This window comes from Psychroserpens sp. Hel_I_66 (genome assembly GCF_000799465.1).
Taxonomy (GTDB): Bacteria; Bacteroidota; Bacteroidia; order Flavobacteriales; family Flavobacteriaceae; genus Psychroserpens.
Window position 1 is genome coordinate 1,361,443 of the sequence record NZ_JUGU01000001.1, and the last position, 19,152, is coordinate 1,380,594.

At 34.2% G+C, this 19,152-nt stretch carries 16 protein-coding genes; 4 read left to right on the forward strand and 12 right to left on the reverse strand.

Annotated features, from left to right (window positions below):
* Positions 1 to 121: 121 nt before the first annotated feature.
* The 6 genes from GQ40_RS06160 to GQ40_RS06185 all read right to left on the reverse strand — a co-directional run bounded on the left by GQ40_RS06160 (position 122) and on the right by GQ40_RS06185 (position 6,060).
* Positions 122 to 958, reverse strand: coding sequence for a S1 RNA-binding domain-containing protein (locus GQ40_RS06160; RefSeq protein WP_047546707.1), 837 nt, complete (start codon positions 956 to 958; stop codon positions 122 to 124).
* Between the two features lie 163 nt (positions 959 to 1,121).
* Entirely contained in the window at positions 1,122 to 1,463 is a 342-nt protein-coding gene (locus tag GQ40_RS06165; RefSeq protein WP_047546709.1) for a DUF2853 family protein, read from the reverse strand.
* An 85-nt stretch (positions 1,464 to 1,548) separates the two neighbouring features.
* Entirely contained in the window at positions 1,549 to 3,309 is a 1,761-nt protein-coding gene (menD, locus tag GQ40_RS06170) for a 2-succinyl-5-enolpyruvyl-6-hydroxy-3-cyclohexene-1-carboxylate synthase (protein WP_047546711.1), read from the reverse strand.
* Positions 3,310 to 3,402: 93 nt separating this feature from the next.
* Positions 3,403 to 4,461 (reverse strand): glycosyltransferase family 9 protein, encoded by a 1,059-nt coding sequence (locus GQ40_RS06175; RefSeq protein ID WP_047546714.1) that lies wholly within the window; start codon positions 4,459 to 4,461, stop codon positions 3,403 to 3,405.
* Between the two features lie 34 nt (positions 4,462 to 4,495).
* Positions 4,496 to 5,632: a chorismate-binding protein gene (locus tag GQ40_RS06180; RefSeq protein WP_047546717.1), complete on the reverse strand. Its 1,137-nt coding sequence runs from the start codon at positions 5,630 to 5,632 to the stop codon at positions 4,496 to 4,498.
* A gap of 2 nt (positions 5,633 to 5,634) precedes the next feature.
* Positions 5,635 to 6,060, reverse strand: coding sequence for a PaaI family thioesterase (locus GQ40_RS06185; RefSeq protein ID WP_047546719.1), 426 nt, complete (start codon positions 6,058 to 6,060; stop codon positions 5,635 to 5,637).
* 49 nt (positions 6,061 to 6,109) lie between these two features.
* Between GQ40_RS06185 and GQ40_RS06190 the strand changes: the two genes are divergently transcribed.
* Complete coding sequence (locus GQ40_RS06190) at positions 6,110 to 6,745, forward strand: alpha/beta hydrolase (RefSeq protein WP_047546721.1); 636 nt, start codon at positions 6,110 to 6,112, stop codon at positions 6,743 to 6,745.
* 2 nt (positions 6,746 to 6,747) lie between these two features.
* A complete protein-coding gene (locus GQ40_RS06195) occupies positions 6,748 to 7,320 on the forward strand; it encodes a GNAT family N-acetyltransferase (protein WP_047546724.1) in 573 nt (190 codons plus the stop codon).
* Between the two features lie 3 nt (positions 7,321 to 7,323).
* Here the strand turns inward: GQ40_RS06195 and GQ40_RS06200 are convergent, their stop codons facing one another.
* From GQ40_RS06200 to dnaK, 6 genes are all read right to left on the reverse strand, one after another.
* A complete protein-coding gene (locus GQ40_RS06200; RefSeq protein ID WP_047546725.1) occupies positions 7,324 to 8,595 on the reverse strand; it encodes a hypothetical protein in 1,272 nt (423 codons plus the stop codon).
* 175 nt (positions 8,596 to 8,770) lie between these two features.
* Positions 8,771 to 9,718, reverse strand: a complete 948-nt coding sequence (locus tag GQ40_RS06205; RefSeq protein ID WP_047546727.1) for an NAD(P)H-dependent flavin oxidoreductase — start codon at positions 9,716 to 9,718, stop codon at positions 8,771 to 8,773.
* A gap of 56 nt (positions 9,719 to 9,774) precedes the next feature.
* The gene (locus GQ40_RS06210) at positions 9,775 to 11,004 is read right to left on the reverse strand and encodes a class I SAM-dependent rRNA methyltransferase (RefSeq protein WP_047546729.1); all 1,230 of its coding nucleotides are present in this window, start codon (positions 11,002 to 11,004) and stop codon (positions 9,775 to 9,777) included.
* A gap of 125 nt (positions 11,005 to 11,129) precedes the next feature.
* Positions 11,130 to 11,315: a CsbD family protein gene (locus GQ40_RS06215; protein ID WP_047546730.1), complete on the reverse strand. Its 186-nt coding sequence runs from the start codon at positions 11,313 to 11,315 to the stop codon at positions 11,130 to 11,132.
* Positions 11,316 to 11,403: 88 nt separating this feature from the next.
* The gene (locus tag GQ40_RS06220) at positions 11,404 to 12,408 is read right to left on the reverse strand and encodes an NAD(P)-dependent alcohol dehydrogenase (protein ID WP_047546732.1); all 1,005 of its coding nucleotides are present in this window, start codon (positions 12,406 to 12,408) and stop codon (positions 11,404 to 11,406) included.
* 195 nt (positions 12,409 to 12,603) lie between these two features.
* On the reverse strand, positions 12,604 to 14,523 hold the full coding sequence (gene dnaK / locus GQ40_RS06225; protein ID WP_047546733.1) for a molecular chaperone DnaK: 1,920 nt from the start codon (positions 14,521 to 14,523) through the stop codon (positions 12,604 to 12,606).
* Positions 14,524 to 14,715: 192 nt separating this feature from the next.
* On the opposite strand from dnaK, the gene GQ40_RS06230 reads away from it, so the two are divergent.
* Positions 14,716 to 15,222, forward strand: a complete 507-nt coding sequence (locus GQ40_RS06230; RefSeq protein ID WP_047546734.1) for a hypothetical protein — start codon at positions 14,716 to 14,718, stop codon at positions 15,220 to 15,222.
* 267 nt (positions 15,223 to 15,489) lie between these two features.
* The gene (locus GQ40_RS17045; RefSeq protein WP_052184163.1) at positions 15,490 to 19,050 is read left to right on the forward strand and encodes a choice-of-anchor I family protein; all 3,561 of its coding nucleotides are present in this window, start codon (positions 15,490 to 15,492) and stop codon (positions 19,048 to 19,050) included.
* The last annotated feature ends 102 nt before the right edge of the window (positions 19,051 to 19,152 follow it).

Below are 19,152 nucleotides of genomic sequence, written 5' to 3' on the forward strand. Positions count from 1 at the left end.
GCTTATCAAATGAACACTGAAAATTGAAAGTCCATACCGCAGCTAAACTAATATTAGCTTTGATAATTTATATGAAGGATTGGATGTTGTTTTTAAAAAGGTATTAAAACATAAAAAAGCATCAATCAACTAACCTAATTCCATCGTCTTCAATAACAATTAAACGTTGTCTGTAAAGTGTGCCGATTGCTTTTTTAAAGGTTTTTTTACTCATCTGTAATTCGCGCTTAATATCCTCAGGGTTGGATTTATCATTAAGACCAAGAAAACCATCAGAGCTATCCTCAAGATACTGCATTACCAAATCTGCATTGGGCTCAATTTTACGATAGCCAATTTTACCTAAAACAATATCCAGTTTGTTGTCATTACGTACTTTCTTGACAAATCCCTTCAATTTATCGCCAACGCTCAAATCCTTAAAAATATCTTCGGAAAAGATAAGTCCTAAGTGCATTTTATTAACAATCACGTTCATTCCTAAATCTGATGGATGCGATACTATTAAATCTACCTCATCAAATTGCTGTACTGTTAACTCTTTATTATCTAAAAATTGGTTTGTCTTACTTGAAGCCACCAATCTATCTGTTTCTTCATCGAGATAGCAGTAGATCAAATACCAGCCACCAGCTTTCATTTTAAATGCTTGTTCTTGAAACGGGCAAAATAGTTCCTTTACCATTCCCCAATCTAAAAACGCACCGTGTTGGGTAACTTGGTTGCATCTTAATAAAGCAAAATCATCACGAGTTACATATGGTTTATCGGTTACCGCTACTGGACGCTCTTCATTATCTAAATAGACAAAAACCTCAATTTCATCCCAAATTTGAAACGCTTCAGGAACATAGCGGTTTGGCAACAAAACCTCATTATCATCAGCATCTGAAAGGTATATACCCTGTTCTGTTTCTCGTATTATTTCTAATGTGTTGTAATCTCCAATTCTTATCATGCGCCAAAGATAATTAAAAAGAGGTTTAGATAATATTGATTTTTAACTTATGATAGCAGCAATGCAATTTTTATAAAAAGGCAATTGGCTGTTGTTTTAAAATTTCAGAAATAAAAAAAAGCGTTACCAATGTAACGCTATATATAAATTGTATCAAATAATTCTATTTGTAAACTGACTCTTTTTTAAAATGTTTAGCTAATAAATAATAAACTACAGCTCTGTATTTGTTTCTGTTGGATTTCCCGTATTTTTCAATAACTGTATGAATCGCTTTATCTAATTCTGGACTATCCTTTAATCCCAGTTTTTTGATCAAGAAATTATTTTTAACTGTTGCCAATTCAGATTCATCTGTGCCAGAAACTGTTGCTGAGTCTGCATTATAAATTGATGGACCGCAACCTATGGTTACTTTTGTCAATAAATCCATATCTGGAGTCTCACCGCATTTCTCTTTTAAATCTTCTGCATATTTTGCTATTAAATCATCTCTTTTGCTCATTTTAGTTATTGTTTTTAGTTATTAAATAATTGCTTAATAAATATAGTTAAATATTGGAAAACTAAAAACTTAGGGTATTAGAAATTTATTTGATGTATTTAAAGTAATCTAAGAGGATGGTGTCGTTTTTTGTTCTAGGAGTAAAAATCTCTAGTAATCGTGGCTTTTTGGACTTGTTGTAAAACGGTGCTAAAAGTGTTTCTAATTCTTCTTCATTACGTGCAGTGCTGTATTCAAAATTATACATTTCGCATAATTGTTTAGCGGTTAGTTGGTGCTGGGTTTCAAAGAAATAATCAAAGTTAGGCGTGTTTTTATGTCCTGGTAAGATTCTAAAAATTCCGCCTCCATTGTTGTTTACGACCACGATTCTGAAATTATTGGGTATGTAATTATTCCATAGCGCATTGCTATCGTAAAAGAAACTCAAATCTCCAGTTATAAACGTGGTTTGTTTAGGGTTTGCTACTGCACAGCCTATTGCTGTAGAGGTGCTACCGTCTATACCACTTGTGCCACGATTACAATAGACCTCAATACTTGGGTTCATTTTAAATAACTGAGCGTATCGTATTGCTGAACTGTTAGCTAATTGTAAAATCGTTTTTTTTGGTAATGACTTTAGCACAGCGCTAAATACTTTAAAATCACTAAAAGGAATCTGTTTTAAATATTCTAAATGTTTTTTATGTCTATGCTGTTTAACCATAGACCATTTTTCTAAATAACTGCTTTTTGTGACGTGGGTTATTTTTGGCAGGAATTCAGCAAAAAAATCATTCGGTTTTGCCACGATATGCTTGTCTAAAGCAAAAAAAGTGTCATTGGCCATTTTCTCTCCAATATGCCAATGATGTTTGGGTTGAAATTGTCTTAAAAATGCTTTTATTTTTTTCGAAATTATCAGTCCACCTATTGTCACTAAAATATCTGGCTGCAACTCCTTAAAATCCTTCTCATCTAAAGGTGCTATTATTTTATCAATACTCTCAAAAAATTGTGGATGATGGATATTGGATGTTGTTTCAGAAAATAAAACAACGCTATCATCATTTGCCAATTCTTCAAGCCATTTTTGATCTATTTGATTAGGATTTAAAACACCTACCAAAACCATTTTTTTCTTGGACACGTACCACTCATCAATACAGTCTTTCAATTCAGCCTGATCAATTTTTGAGGGTTTTGTGCCAAAATCCTCTAATTCTGGATTTACAGATAATTGTTTCACAGTTTCATAAAGCGGTTCGTCAAAAGGGATATTTATGTGTACTGGGCCTTTATTAAAATACGCCAAATCGATCGCTCTATTAATCTCTTCCTCATTGTAGGATTGAATACTTTGTTGCAACCCCAAAATACGCTCAAGCTTATTTTCTAAGCTTTTAAATATTGGAAGCTCATCTTTATCTGAAACCCCATGCTCATCCTTTATATCTAATTTAAGATTTACCGAATATAGAATGTGATTTTGAAATACGTCTTTTTGATTTATAGTTTGTCCGTCGCCAATACCAATTAAATGTTTTGGTCTATCTGCGGAAAGAACAACCAGAGGAATATCACTATAAAAAGCCTCTGCAATTGCAGGATAATAATTTAACAATGCGCTTCCCGAGGTACAGACTACAGCTGTTGGCTCACCAATTTGCTGGGCGATACCCAATGCAAAAAACGCTGCACATCTCTCATCTACGATACTATAGCAATTAAAAGATTCATCGTTTGTAAATCCAAGAGTTAATGGAGCGTTTCTACTTCCCGGAGAAATAATTATGTGCTTTATGTTCTTGAGCTTACATAATTGAATAACAGTTTGTGCAAGCGGAATTTTAGGGTATATCATCTTAATACAAATATAAAACGATTAGATTAAAGAAGAATTATTATTGCATGCATTTGGCAAATAATAAGCAAATTAGTTTTACAATCACAGTAATTACGAATCTAAAATACGTTCTATAATTTTTAAACTGTCATCAATTGATGTCGTGTTTGTGTTTATGGCAGTATTTTGTGGACCATAAGGTTTATATTCTTCAATGTTTGCTTTTGAAAACAGACCAACGGTGGGAGTTAATGAGGCGGAAGCTAAGTGCATCATACCACTATCTGCTCCAATAAAGATTTCTGTATTGTGCATTACAGATGCAATCTCTCTAATATCCTTACTGTAATACGTTTTCTCTCTAAACTGAATTTGCGACACATTCTCTATTGGCAATATTTCAAGAATTTGATATGCTGTGAATTTTGCTTTTAACTTGGTGTAAAACTCGTCCCAAAATTCTGTACTGTAACATTTTGCCCCAGTTGCAAATGTGAATATTCCAATCACTGGTTTATCTGTTTTTACGATTTTCTTAAGTGCTAGCTTGCCTTTAGATTTCTCCTCAGTAGTGAGCTTAATGTCTAACAACGGAATATTTTTATCGTTGAATTCTCTTATATTCCGAAGAAAATATCTTAAATCATAAATAGGCCCTAAAGCGATGTGTTTTCTATGCTTAAACTCTATTGGTGTTTCTTCACTTGTACCACCAAACACTTTATATTCTGCTCTTGATAGTTTTGTTAATAATCGCCCTGAAGATGAGCCCTCTACAGCATTTATGACCAAATCATATTCTTTTACTTTCACTTTACCCCAAAGTGATGCGTATTTTATGAGACTATTAAACGGTTTTCTAGGAAGTGGCAGATAGTTATTTATTTTTTCATACTTGCCAAAAACGATAGGTGCCAAATAATCGCCTCTAATTAAAATATCAATTTTACTATTTGGGAACACATGAGAAAGCTCTGCAATAATTGGTGTTGTCAAAATCAAATTCCCTAACCTGTGATTTGGTCTAAGAACTAATATTTTTTTAACATTTTCAAGTTCTGACAAATTATTGAAATCTAGGGAAACACTGCTCCCAACATTTCTGGTGATTGCATACATTGCCTTTCTTCTCAACTCGTTTATGCTTAAACTTTGTAATGAAAATTTCATAATTCAAATTAAAATCTAAATATAGTAATAATGATTATTTCAATATTACTTTTTTAATTGTAAACGATTTTGCAACTGTTTCTTCCCATTCCTTTTGTGGTTTAGAATCTTTAACGACTCCTCCTCCAACATAAATCAAAATGTCGTTTTTAGAGATTTGCATACAACGTAAATTGACAAATAATTCACTTGTGGTTTTTACACTTGAGTACGCGTTATTCTCGACGTTTCGTTTATTTTTATTTCTACTTTTTGAAGTTTTTAGATTGAGTTCTCCTAAAAAACCAGTGTAAAACTCACGGTTATAGCCTTCATTTTCTAAAATAAAATTCTTGGTTATTTTTTTAGGCAAACCACAAACTGCTGGAGTTGGGTGTAATGCAAAAATCACGTCCTTAATACTATCTGATTTTAAAACTCCCGAAATTTTAGACTGTAAATGCAGCAACTCTCCTGCTCTAATGGTTTTAACTGGTGAAGCCTCACATTGCTCTACAAAAGGGCTCAACTCTTGCAAAATATAATTGGTCACTAAATATTGTTCATTACTGTTTTTTGAATCCCAATTAATATTTTCATCTCCATCAAATTGTCTTGTACCAGCCAACGACATCGTTTTAAACCGCTGTCCTTCTACTTTTAATAATGTCTCTGGGGTTGCTCCCAACCACAATCCTATTTTTGGATGGTACCATAAATAGACTAATGCGGTAGCATAATTTTGTAATAATGAAAGGAAAAAATCAATGGGATTATTTTCTAAAACAGGTAATGTTTCAACTCTGGATAATACTACTTTTTCAAATGTATTCTCACCAATGGCATCAATTCCTTTTTGAACTAATTTGAGATGTCTTTGATGGTTTTCTTCGGAAATATCAACTAACAAGTCTTTTTTTAGTGCACTAGGATTGTGATCGTTCTCTAATGGAAAAGAAAAAGCTGTAGAACTGATTTTAGAACTTTCCGAAGGAAAAATTATCGTTTCCTTTTTTGAATCGAACGGGGAAAAAACAAATCCACTCTCTGTGAAATCTTTTACGTGATAAACTGTATTATCTTTTTGAAGTATAGATTTAACAAGCGTTTCGTGGGGTTTTCTATAAACAACAAAAGGAAGATTTTTATTAAAATGCGCTTCTATGTCATTCAAGAATTCGTCTGGTGCCATTCTTATTTCTTTTTTGGAAGCGAAATGGTAGATAATCTACAAATTGAGACCAAATTATCATGATCATCAGTCACTCTAATATCTAAAAGCTGTGTGGTTCGACCTTTATGCAAAAATGTTGCTTTGGCGTAAACGTAACCTTCTGTAACACTTTTTAGGTGGTTGGCAGTGATTTCTAATCCGCGAACGAATTTATTCTCGATATCCAAAAAAATATGCGATGCAAAACTCCCAACACTTTCTGCCAAAGCTGCAGTTGCTCCTCCATGCAAAACACCATCTGGTTGAAAAACTCTTGAGTTGACTGGCATTCTAGCAACGAGAAAATCATCACCGTAATCTACCATTTCAATATTTAAGGTTTCCATCAATGTATTTTTACTGGCTGCATTGGCTCTATTGAGAACTTCTTCTTTAGATAATTGCATAGATTTACTGTATTTTTAAGGTCTAATTATTGAATTACAAAAATACAAAATGAATTCTACAGAAAAGGATATTTCTTATAAGACTACAAACAGTTATTCAACCTTAAATACGCTCACAAAAAACACTCAAAATGTTTGGTTTGTTTGTCATGGCTTGGGTTATTTGAGCAGATACTTTTTAAAATACTTTAAGGGTTTAAATCCTGATGAAAATTATATTATTGCTCCTCAGGCACCGAGTAAATATTATATTTCTCCAGGTTTTAAACATGTTGGGGCAAGTTGGCTAACGAGAGAGAACACTAAATTGGAAACCAAAAATATAATGGCTTATTATGATTCTATTTTTGATGAAGAGGAGATTTCCGAAGAAAAGAATTTAATAGTCTTAGGCTATTCCCAAGGTGTTAGTGTTGCCATGCGCTATGTTGCGAAAAGACAACTTAATTGTTCGCAGTTGGTATTGCATTCTGGCGGAATTCCGAAGGAATTGGAAAAAGAGGATTTCAAGTTTTTTACTGGTAAAGTAAAACTTATTTATGGTACAAATGATGAATACCTTAACGAAGAAAGGATTGTACAAGAACATGGTAAAGCCATGGCGCTTTTTGGCAAACAATTGGAGATAATTTCTTTTGATGGTGTTCATGAGGTGAATGTGAAATTAATCTATAAGCTGGTTTAAAGATGAACATACCACTATTAGAAAATAATCGTGTTAAATTATCTCTTCTCACTTTGGATAATTATCTTGAAATAAGAGATGTTTCTCAAGAAAAGGATTTAATTCAGTATTCACCAAGTACAATTTCTACTGCGGAAAGCCTAAAAAATTACGTAGAAACCGCAATTAGTGGTTTTGAAGATAACGCTGCAATACCATTTATAGTTTACGATAAAATCAAACAGAAATATGCTGGAAGCACGCGTTTTGGATTGATTAATTGGACAAACAAAGTATTGCACATAGGCTGGACTTGGATTGGTCATGAATTTCAAGGCTCAGGGTTAAATAAACATATTAAATATTTAATGATTGAATACGCATTTGAAATACTAAACTTTGAAAAAGTTGAATTTAGAATTGATGAGCGCAATCAAAAATCTAGAAAAGCGGTTGAAAAATTAGGTGCAACACTTGAAGGCATTCTACGAAAAGATGTTGTTATGAGAGATAACTTTAGAAGAAATACATGTTGCTATGGTATTTTAAAAGAAGAATGGCCAACTATTAAAAGTTCTATTTTTAAAGATTTTTAAAATCTAATTACATTCAAAACAATGTATCAATCCGTCGTTAAATTCTTCATCTTCTGAGCCTTTTAGATCACGACGAACTTCTCCTTGCCTATCAATTTCTTGTTTGAATCTTATGGCATATTCTGTCAAATTGTTTCTGCGACTAATAATTTTAGCAGTAATTTCAGTTTGATTGAGGTCTCTGATATTTTTTGGCCAAACCATGAAAGATTCATTTATGATCTTATCTGTTAATTTATCTTGGATGGCTTTAGCTTCCGTAGTAAAAAACGCCTCATCTGTATCTAATAAAAAATAACGATCAAAGGGATAAACCAGACCTTCCATAAAATCTATATTCTTTTCAAAAGGTCTTAATTTTGGCACAACATGTTGATTGCTAATAATTGACGGGATGATGCCATCGGTATCAAAAAAAGCGTTGTCCCTATCGCCTGGAATTGGAATTGCCAAATAGCTGCTATCTGTTTTTTGTACCGCAAAACCCCATTGTTTGGCATGTCTATCCCAGTCTCCAATAATGAAATCAAAAAGACGAGCTCTTATTAATGCTTTTTTATCAATATGTAACTTGGAGCCTAATTCTTGTTTTAATTCCTGCAAATTATCAGTATCTACGATTTCATCAATATGCTCTAGGTTGGTCCAATTGACATCGCCTTTAGTTTCGTATTCCAATAAAAATAAGCGGTTACCAAATTTATCGTTGTAGGTATCTAATTTTTTTTGCTTCGGAAGAAAAACGACTCGCGGGTTGGTATGTAGCACCTCAACAGCTTCAGATAATCTTGCAGACAATAACGCTCCATATGGATGTTGGGCAGAAATACCATCAACAACAATATTCTCAAGTCCCAGTTTGGTTGCAAACTGAGGTATCAATGGTTTTGGGTCTTTGTTTATGCTTCGTAATGCATATTCAATACTATCACTGGTCACTAGTTTTAGAGAATGGGTTTGGTTGCCACCGCCTTCTTTCATAATGGTAACGCCTCCAAAAAGTGTATCTAAAAACAAAATACGAACTTGTACAGGCGCTGCCCAAACATCGCGATATTGTTCGCCTTGCATAATTTCCTTAATGTAATTTGGCTCATACAGATAACTGGCTGCTACCAGAACCGAATCATAATCGTGGAAATTTACTGACTCAATATTTTCTAAATTTAAAACTTTATTGCGTTCAAAAGTATTGTCTGTGCTCGATAATGACCAGTATGTCAACACTATAAATAGCAAAACCGCAACAATTATAAAGTAGAAAACTTTTTTCATTTACATTAAAATTTTGCTACGAATTTAAGCGTTTTATAAGGGATTTATTATCGCTTATAAACATTTAGTTGACCGGATTACAATTTATAATTATATAAATTAAACAAGTCAAAATACAACGATAATTGAAGCTCTAAATATGAGAATGAAATTTTATATAGATTGCTAAAATTATTTAATTTACCAAATTAGCAACAATTTCTTTAACGGGAAGAATTTCTTTGGTATGCTCAATACTTGGTCCTGCAACCCAAACGGTTTTATAAGTAGCTTTTTTAGCTGCATTCTCTGTAGCTTTCATACCTATTGAAAAACGAACCATTTTAACCCATTTTTTAAGTGTCTTATTTTTGTTAAGAAGATTTTCCAACCACGTAGCTTTAGTACCTATCTTTTGAACATAAGGTGTGTTTATTACTGTACATGGCGTGCCAGAGATTCGCTCTGTCATCACTATATCCTTTTCACCGTAATCAATACACGCTTGTTTGTACTCGTCTGTAACTCCAGCTTCAATGGATGCAATAAACGGACTTCCAACACTAACACCTTCTGCTCCATAGCTCAACATTTTATCAAGATCTGCTTTACAACCAACACCTCCAGCAGAGATCACTGGGATTTGTAACTCTTTACTCAATAAGTTTGTTAAGTCTTGAGGTGATAATCCACCTCTATGTCCTCCTGCTTCATTATTTACTGCAATGGCAGCATCGGCACCTAATTGCTCAACCTTTTTCGCAAAACGTAAATCTGTTACGTCACAAAACACTTTAATACCAACAGCATGCGCTTGATTGATTGTTTCTTCTGGACTACCTAGTGAGGTAATTATAAAATCACAACCTTCTTCACAGATTACCTCTAACTGACCTTTATATTTGATATTTGATTTGTTCACTATAAGATTAAAACCAAAAGATCCTCCATCTACTTTATTGGCTTTCAACTCTCTAATTGCTGCCCGTAACTCTTCAAGAGTTCTATAATTAAGAGCAGGAATACAACCTGCAATTCCAGATTTCATAGCCTCTGTAACCATTGCCACATTAGACACCAAAAACATAGGAGCCTGTATCATTGGATATTTAATTTGGAGTAGCTGAGTGAGTTTGGTTTGCATACTTTTTATATTGAGTTGAACAAATATAATAAATATTATGCATGCATAGTAGTTTACTAATCATGAAATCTATAATAACCACATTTTAAATATGCTCCTTCTGTAAAACCAATGGGATGGTCAATATCATGTTGTGTTTTTTGTTCTACGGAAAATGAACGTTTTGTAGAAATTAAAGTCTGCTCATTGACGTCATAAAAAGCTGTTGCAGGTACACGAGATGAACATGAAGCCAATACCAACAAGCCTTCTCTAGCTGTCAATTGCTCTCCCAATCTTGCCAATTGGGCATACTTTTTTTTGGCTAGTTGAATTTCGGTTTGTTGTTTTGCAAAACTTGGTGGATCAATAACAACAACATCAAATTTCTTTTTTTCTTTAATGAGCTGTTCCAATATTTTAAACGCATCACCAGCTAAAGTAAAATGAGTACCAGGATATTCATTTAAGTTTCCGTTTTGTTTTGCAATCTCTAAAGCTTGCTCACTAATATCTAAACTTGTCACTTCCCTGGCTCCATTGGCTAAAGCATGTACTGAGAATCCGCCAGCATAAGAAAACACGTCTAAAACTGTTTTATTTTCACTTAACAAACCTACTTGCCTTCTATTTTCGCGATGGTCTAAAAAATAGCCTGTTTTATGACCCTTGATTACATTGGCAGAGAAATTAACGCCATGTTCTTTGAACATAACAACTTCATTTTCTAAGTTTCCATAAACTACTTCACCGTCTTTTAATTGATGTGAGTTGGATTGCTGTAATCCTCGACTCAATCTCATAACTACTGTTTTGCAACCTGATGTTTCCACCAAACTTTCTAGAATTGTATTAAGATATGGAAGCCAAATTTCAGAATATAATTTAACGACTAATACAGAATTGTAAACATCTGCGATCAATGATGGAAACCCGTCATTCTCTCCAAATATCAACCGGTAACTTGTGGTTTCGGTTTTTAGTAACGAGAGTCGTTTTTGGTGTGCTTTTTTAATTTTCCGAAGAAAAAAATCTGCATCAATTTGTGTCGGTTTATCCTGACTATAAATCATTTTGATACGAATTGGAGAGTCTGCATCGTATATGCCAATTCCAATCATTCCGTTTTTTCGCTTTCCGAAGATAATAGCCAGATCACCTGTTTGCGCATCATCATTAATTTTTACAATACTATCTGAAAACACCCAAGGATGACCTTGTTGCACGTAATTCTCTCCTTTTGAAGTGAGTTTTATGGCGAGACGATTTTGCTTTAAATTAGTAGGTATTGATAATGAAAATGTCATGAAATTATCTTGTAATTAATAGATTGCAAATTAATTCGATTTTATAGAAAACGGTATGTTATCTCAAAAAAAAAGCGTTTCTAAATATAAAATTTAGAAACGCTTTTTAGATTTCAAATTGGATTCTACCAGTTATCAATCTCTTTTTTTACTTCTTCTTTTGATTTGCCATAGCGTTCTTGCATTTTACCTGCAAGTTTATCCATGTTACCTTCAGCTTCAGCGTACTCATCATCGGTAATTTTTCCATATTTCTTTTTGAAATCACCTTTTATTTGTTTCCACTTGCCTTTAAATTGATCTTCGTTCATAATAATAAAGTTTTTAATTAATACTTAAAGATATTGACAAAAGAGAGACATCGTTTGTGTTATCAAATTAAAAATTAACGCAATTAAGTTATGCTTTTAAAACCACTCTAAAACGGGCTTTCCCATCTTCTAAATGCTTAATAGCTTTATTCACATCTTCCATCTTAAACTCTTCAACCGTTGGATAAATATCGTGACGCACGCAAAATTCCAACATTTTTCTGGTGAGTGCAATACTTCCCAACGGACTTCCACCAACAGATTTCTCTCCAGCAATCATACTAAATGCAGGAATTTCCATAGGTTCTAAGACTGCTCCAACAGTGTGTAGTTTTCCTTGTGGCGCCAATGTGGTTAAAAATGCATTCCAATCTAATTTCACATTGGTAGTATTTAAAATAAAATCAAGACTTCCTGCAATTTTTTCTAGGTCCTTAGAATCTGTAGAATCAACTACATGGTGCGCTCCCATTTTTTTGAGCGCATCGGTCTTATCCTTACTAGAAGTAAAAGCAGTCACCTCGCAACCCCAAGCTCTTAAAAACTTGAGGGCCATATGGCCTAAACCTCCAATACCTATAATACCAACTTTATCTGTTGGTTGCACTCCAGATAAAACGATTGGATTAAAAACGGTTATCCCTCCACAAAATAAGGGACCTGCTTTAGCCATATCAATTCCTTCTGGCAGTTTTGTAACCCAAGACCAGTGACCTCTAACGTGATCTGCAAATCCACCATGGCGACCAACAATCGTACCTTCTGCATCACTACATAAATGCTGTTTACCGTCCATACACTGGTTACAATGCATACAAGATGCAGAGTACCAACCCATTCCCACTTTATCACCAACTTTTAGTCCTTTTACTTCACTACCTAATGCTTTTACCTCTCCTACAATTTCATGGCCTGGAATTAATGGGTATTCTGCATTTCCCCAATCGTTATTAATCATGCTCAAATCACTGTGACATAATCCACAATAGTGTACTTTAATATCTACCTGTTCTTTTCCCAGTTCTGGAAATTCATATTCAAATGTTTCTAATTTTGCTTTTGCTTCTTTGGCTGCGTATGCTTTTACTTTCATAGTCGGTTATAGTTTTTAATTTATTTTAATTTATCTAAAGATACAAACGGAAAAAAAGACAACCTATTAATATGGTGTTAAGATTTCTTTCTTCGGAAGAAAAAAAAACGCAACCAAATTAATGATTGCGTTTTTTAATGTTAAAATAATTTATTCTTATGAGATTACGCATCTAGTACGGAATCAAAAAACTGCTTATTTCACTTCTTCAAAGTCAACATCTTCAACGTCGCTTCCTTCGTCTCCAGCTGCTTGACCTTTTGCACCTGCTCCTGCATCTGTTGGTCCACCTTGTGGTGCTCCACCTGCATCTGCTTGTGCCTTGTACATTTCTTCACTTGCAACTTTCCAAGCTTCGTTTATTTTTTCTAAAGCTGGCTCTATTACTGCCACGTCTTTAGTTTCATAAGCTTTTTTCAACTCTTCAAGTGCTTCTTCGATTGGCTTTTTCTTATCTTCTGATAATTTATCACCAAATTCCTTCAACTGGTTTTCCGTTTGGAAAATCATAGCATCTGCTTGATTCAATTTATCTGCAGTTTCTTTCGCTTTCGCATCTGCATCTGCGTTAGCTTCTGCTTCTTGCTTCATTTTTTGAATCTCCTCTTCTGTCAACCCTGAAGATGCTTCAATACGAATATCCTGAGATTTGTTTGTTGCTTTATCTGTAGCAGACACTTTAATGATACCATTTGCATCAATATCAAAGGTCACCTCAATTTGCGGTACACCTCTCTGTGCTGGTGGAATACCATCTAAATGGAAACGTCCAATTGTTTTATTATCTGCTGCCATAGCACGTTCTCCTTGTAATACATGGATTTCTACTGATGGCTGATTATCTGCTGCTGTAGAGAATACTTGTGATTTCTTGGTAGGAATGGTTGTATTCGCTTCAATTAATTTTGTCATCACGTTACCCATAGTTTCGATACCTAATGATAAAGGTGTAACGTCTAATAACAATACATCTTTTACATCACCAGTTAAAACTCCACCTTGAATTGCAGCTCCTAACGATACTACTTCATCTGGATTTACTCCTTTGCTTGGCGTTTTTCCGAAGAACTTCTCAACTGCTTCCTGTACTGCAGGAATACGTGTTGACCCACCTACTAAAATCACCTCGTCAATATCACTTTTTGATAATCCTGCAGCTTTTAATGCAGTTTCACAAGGCTCGATTGTACGTTTTACTAAATCGTCAATTAACTGCTCAAATTTAGAACGTGTTAATGTACGTACCAAGTGTTTTGGTCCGCTAGCAGTAGCTGTAACGTATGGTAAGTTGATTTCTGTTTGTGCAGAAGATGATAATTCAATCTTCGCCTTTTCAGCAGCTTCCTTTAAACGTTGCAAAGCCATTGGGTCTTTACGTAAATCAATACCTTCTTCAGAATTAAATTCGTCTGCCAACCAGTTAATGATTTTCTCATCTACATCGTCACCACCTAAGTGCGTGTCACCATCTGTAGATAATACTTCAAATACCCCATCTCCTAGTTCTAATATAGATACATCATGTGTTCCACCTCCAAAATCAAAAACTACGATTTTTTGGTCAATACCTTTTTTATCCATACCATAAGCTAATGCTGCTGCAGTGGGCTCGTTGATAATACGACGTACTTTTAAACCTGCAATTTCACCTGCTTCTTTAGTTGCTTGACGTTGTGAGTCATTAAAATAAGCTGGTACAGTAATTACTGCTTCAGTTACAGAGGTGCCTAAATAATCTTCAGCTGTTTTCTTCATTTTTTGAAGAATCATTGCCGATAATTCTTGAGGCGTATACAAACGACCATCCACATCTACTCGTGGTGTATCGTTATCACCTTTTACCACTTTATACGGTACACGTTCTGCTTCTTTTTTAGATTCAGAATACTTATTACCCATAAAGCGCTTAATTGAATAAACTGTTTTTGTTGGGTTAGTTACTGCTTGTCTTTTTGCTGGATCTCCAACTTTAATTTCACCACCTTCTACAAAGGCGATCACTGATGGTGTTGTTCTTTTACCTTCAGCATTAGGGATAACTACTGGCTCGTTACCTTCCATTACAGAAACGCAAGAGTTGGTAGTTCCTAAATCGATTCCAATAATCTTACTCATAATTATATTTGTTTTTATATATTTCCTTTTACTTCGGAAATGTTATGTTCATTTTATTTTCATCTTCTATATGTCAATCTTTATGCCATGACAAAAAATATGACATGATGTCAGAATTTTATTTTGATAAAATATATCAGTTTTTCTGTGTTTGGTATATCATTTGATACCTTGTAAAAAAAACTTAACAATATGAAACGTATATTTTACTTAATTCCTGTAGTTGCTTTGTTACTATTAACCTCTTGCGAAGGACCTCAAGGACCTCCTGGTTTTGATGGGTTTGATGGCCAAAATGGTGTCAATTTTGTCGGTCAATCTTTTGAGAGCACCATAAATTTTACATCAACTAACAATTATCAAGAAACTGTAGAAATACCTCTTGATATTGAATTATTTGAATCCGATATGGTTTTAGTATATCGATTGGTAGGTCAATCTGGAGGTTTTGACATCTGGAGATTATTGCCAGAAACCGTTTATACTGATGACGGTGGCGAGTTTAAATATAACTTTGAACATAATTTTGATTTTGTCACTTATTATATTGAAGCACCTTCAACTTTCGATTTTAATACACTTTTAGATGGTGATCGATTAGATCAAACCTTTAGAACCGTAATACTACCTGTAGACTTTGTAAACAGTAACAATCTTGATATTAATGATTTCACAGAGGTCATGAAACATGTACAATAATCGTTATCATTACACTTTAGAGAGCCTGAATTAATTTTCAGGCTTTTTTTTTTATTTTAATCCTTCGGGAACTAAGCATTCATTATCTTATTACATGTTTCAGTTATCAAATTGTTAGCTCAAGTTTATCAAAATAATAGATTTCTTAACATTGAGTTCTTCTTTTGGACGATATGATGATTTTTAGTTATAATTTCTTAATATTTAAATAGTTTTCTTAATACGTTGGGGCAATACCTTGCTTAAAAATTAATCCAACTTTATATTATGAAAAAACTATTACTTATTTCTATTATTTTTATTTCCAATCTCTTAAACGCCCAGCTTAATACGGGAGATATGGCATTCATCGCATTTAATGCAGATGGTGACGACGATTTTGCAATGGTTACCTTTGTAGATATTCCAGCAAATACTAGTATCTATTTTTCTGACAAAGAATGGACTGGAACCGAATTCAATTCTGGAGAAGCAAGCTACGAATGGCAAACAGGAGCCAACATCATTCCTGCAGGAACAATTATTACTTTTTACACAATTAGTCACATCCCAACTGTTTCTTTTGGAACAATTGCTGGTTCTCCTGGCGGACTTTCATCTGGAAGTGAAGCTATTTTCGCTTTTCAAGGTGTAGATATTGATACACCAACAACATTTATTGCAGCAATCTCAAATTCTACTTCTGGATATGGAGATCTTAGTAATACTGGTTTAAATATTGGCACAACTGCTATTACTTATCCTGAAGGCACAGATATTGGTGTATATAATGGTCCAAGAAATGGACTTCAACCTAACGGTTATTTAATTGCGCTAAACAATCTTTCTAATTATGATTTTCAAGATTCTGATGAAGATGACCATAATGACGGAATAGCACCAGACGTGCCATTTGATACAACTGAATTTTTAATTTCAACAACCGATCTCACCACACCTTCTGTAACTAATGTTATCGTGACAAGCTCTACAACACTTGCTGTTGTTTTTTCCGAAGAAATCATTCAAACTTCAGCAGAGAATATTTCAAATTATAGTATAGATAATGGCGTTACAATAAATTCTATTACATATAATAATGTAAATCAAACTGCTACTTTATCTCATTCTGGATTTACTGCTGGAACTGCATATACGATTAGCGTGAGTGATATGGCTGATACGTCTGGCAATATTCAAAATCCAGCATTTACTAGCGATGAGCTCTTTTTCAATAACACAAGTTCGGGTTTGATTATTACAGAGATTATGTACAATGCTCCATCAGATGACTCTAACGCTTTAGAGTTTATTGAAGTTTTCAATAACGGTACGACTTCTATAGAACTTGGTGGAATACAAATAAGAGATGAGAGCAATTTCATTTTTACATTTCCTGCGCAAACATTATTATCTGGAGAAATTGTTCTCTTAGCAACAGATAAAACTACAGCAGATGCTTTTTATGGTGTCACATTTTTAGATTTACCTCAAGGTATTTCTAACGCTTTAGGAAATGGTGGCGAAGTATTACAGATTTTAAATTCTGAACAAACCGTTATCTTCGAAATGGAATACAGCGACGATGCTCCTTGGCCAACTGAGGCTGATGGTGATGGACCATCTCTAGAACTACAAAATCCAAATGGCGATTTTAATGAGGGTACAAATTGGGCACCTGCAACTAATCTTGTTGGTCAATCTCTTGGTGATAATGTGTTTGCGTCTCCAGGCACATTTGTTCCAAACGTCAATGTGGTCCCACAAATTAGTTTTGCTGAAGCAACTTATAATATTTCCGAAGATGGCGGTTTTATAAATATAATTGTTGAAGTTTCTTCCGCAACCACAAACGATATCAGTTTTGATGTTTCTTTGGTAACCGATTTGATTACTGCGTCACAAACAAGCGATTTTACGTTTAATAATCAAACGTATACAATTCCTGCAAATAGTAATGAGCCAATTGAAATAAACATACCAATTGTTGATGATGGCAATGCCGAAACTGATGAATTATTTTTGTTACAAATTTTAAATCCTGAAAATGCAAATATTGGCAGTAACGAAATCGCAGGCATCTATATTTTAGATAATGATACGATGATCCCAACAGCAACAGATGTATTGGGCATTACTTACGAAACTAGTTATTTGGTTGATGGATCTGGATCTGCAGAAATTTCTGCTCATGATCCAAAAAGTGAACGTTTATTCGTTTTGAACTCGATTGGAAAAACGGTTGAGATTTTAGATTTTTCAGATGTGACAGCTATTACTACAATATCATCTATTGATCTTTCGGCTTTAGGGTCTGATGGACCAACAAGTGTTGCCACCAATAACGGATTGGTAGTCGCAGCAGTTTCTAATGGAACAACAGCAGATGGCGTGATTGTTTTTATGGATCTTGACGGAAACAATATGTCGAGTGTCACTGTTGGCAATCTGCCAGATATGGTAGCATTTACACCAGATGGCACAAAGGTATTGGTTGCCAATGAAGGTCAGCCAAACTCAGATTACTCTATAGATCCAGAAGGTAGCATAAGCGTAATAGATATCACTGGAGGCTTGGGAGATATCACTCAAGCAAATGTCACTAGCATTAATTTTAATGCATTTGATGGAGATAAGGCAAGTTTACAGGCACAAGATGTTCGTATTTTTGGACCAGGATCTTCCGTTTCGCAAGATTTAGAACCAGAGTATATTACCTTTTCAGCAAATTCACAAACTGCTTGGGTTTCACTTCAAGAAAACAATGCAATCGCTGTGGTAGATTTATTGAGCAATACCGTTACAAATATTCTTCCGTTAGGCTTGAAAGATCATAATCTTCCGCAGAACACATTAGATACATCAAACGATACCGATTTTATTTTCTTCGGAAATTGGCCAATCAAAGGCATGTACATGCCAGATGCCATCGCCTCTTATGAAGTTGCAGGTACAACCTACCTAGTTACTGCAAATGAAGGTGATGCCAGAGAATACGATGCTTTAGAGGAAGAGGTAAATATAGGCGATCTTAATCTAGACGCGACTATTTTTCCAAATGCTACTCTTTTAGAACTTGAGGCAAATTTAGGAGCACTTTCTATCACTAATGCCACAGGTGATACAGATAACGATGGTGATTTTGATGAAATTCATGCGTTTGGTTCAAGATCTTTCAGCATATGGAATACTGCAACGGGAAATCTTGTTTACGATAGTGGTGATGATTTTGAACGTATTACAGCAGCAGATCCTACATATGGTGTTCTATTTAATGTAAGCAATAGCAACAATACCTTTAAAAATCGAAGTGACAATAAAGGTCCTGAGCCAGAAGGTATTACAGTAGCAGAAATATATGGCGAATTTTACGCATTTATTACGTTAGAACGAATTGGTGGGTTTATGACCTATAACATCACTAATCCTGAGAATCCTGTATTTGAAAAATACGTCAACAATAGAAGTTTGGGTGATGCTGAAGGTGGTGATTTAGGACCAGAAGGCATAATTTATATTGATCCTACAAATAGCCCAACAGGCTCAGGTTTAATTGTGCTGTCCAATGAGGTTAGCTCTACCGTAAGTGTTTACAACTTGACAAAAGATAAATTAAGTGTAGACACTTTTACCCAAGTAGATAACTCTTTCAAAATATTTCCAAATCCAGCAACGTCAAATCAAACTCTATTTTTTAATCAAACAGTAGACATAAGTCTTTTTGATATTAACGGACGTGAAATTCTTTCAGAAAAAGAAGTATCTAATATAAAATTACCTTCTTTGAGCATTGGTACGTATGTATTAAAGACAAGCACAGGAGAAACCCTAAAAGTTATTATCAAATAATAATCTTCAGTGAGGTTTTCAAAGCGTCTTCAATATCTTGAAGACGCTTTTTTATTTTCACAAAAATTGAAACTTTACACTTAACATTTGATATATTTGACC

Coding starts and splice junctions, on each gene's coding strand:
- GQ40_RS06160 (WP_047546707.1), bottom strand. CDS start 958: ATGATAAGAATTGGAGATTACAACACATTAGAAATAATACGAGAAACA.
- GQ40_RS06165 (WP_047546709.1), bottom strand. CDS start 1,463: ATGAGCAAAAGAGATGATTTAATAGCAAAATATGCAGAAGATTTAAAA.
- menD (WP_047546711.1), bottom strand. CDS start 3,309: ATGATATACCCTAAAATTCCGCTTGCACAAACTGTTATTCAATTATGT.
- GQ40_RS06175 (WP_047546714.1), bottom strand. CDS start 4,461: ATGAAATTTTCATTACAAAGTTTAAGCATAAACGAGTTGAGAAGAAAG.
- GQ40_RS06180 (WP_047546717.1), bottom strand. CDS start 5,632: ATGGCACCAGACGAATTCTTGAATGACATAGAAGCGCATTTTAATAAA.
- GQ40_RS06185 (WP_047546719.1), bottom strand. CDS start 6,060: ATGCAATTATCTAAAGAAGAAGTTCTCAATAGAGCCAATGCAGCCAGT.
- GQ40_RS06190 (WP_047546721.1), top strand. CDS start 6,110: ATGAATTCTACAGAAAAGGATATTTCTTATAAGACTACAAACAGTTAT.
- GQ40_RS06195 (WP_047546724.1), top strand. CDS start 6,748: ATGAACATACCACTATTAGAAAATAATCGTGTTAAATTATCTCTTCTC.
- GQ40_RS06200 (WP_047546725.1), bottom strand. CDS start 8,595: ATGAAAAAAGTTTTCTACTTTATAATTGTTGCGGTTTTGCTATTTATA.
- GQ40_RS06205 (WP_047546727.1), bottom strand. CDS start 9,718: ATGCAAACCAAACTCACTCAGCTACTCCAAATTAAATATCCAATGATA.
- GQ40_RS06210 (WP_047546729.1), bottom strand. CDS start 11,004: ATGACATTTTCATTATCAATACCTACTAATTTAAAGCAAAATCGTCTC.
- GQ40_RS06215 (WP_047546730.1), bottom strand. CDS start 11,315: ATGAACGAAGATCAATTTAAAGGCAAGTGGAAACAAATAAAAGGTGAT.
- GQ40_RS06220 (WP_047546732.1), bottom strand. CDS start 12,408: ATGAAAGTAAAAGCATACGCAGCCAAAGAAGCAAAAGCAAAATTAGAA.
- dnaK (WP_047546733.1), bottom strand. CDS start 14,523: ATGAGTAAGATTATTGGAATCGATTTAGGAACTACCAACTCTTGCGTT.
- GQ40_RS06230 (WP_047546734.1), top strand. CDS start 14,716: ATGAAACGTATATTTTACTTAATTCCTGTAGTTGCTTTGTTACTATTA.
- GQ40_RS17045 (WP_052184163.1), top strand. CDS start 15,490: ATGAAAAAACTATTACTTATTTCTATTATTTTTATTTCCAATCTCTTA.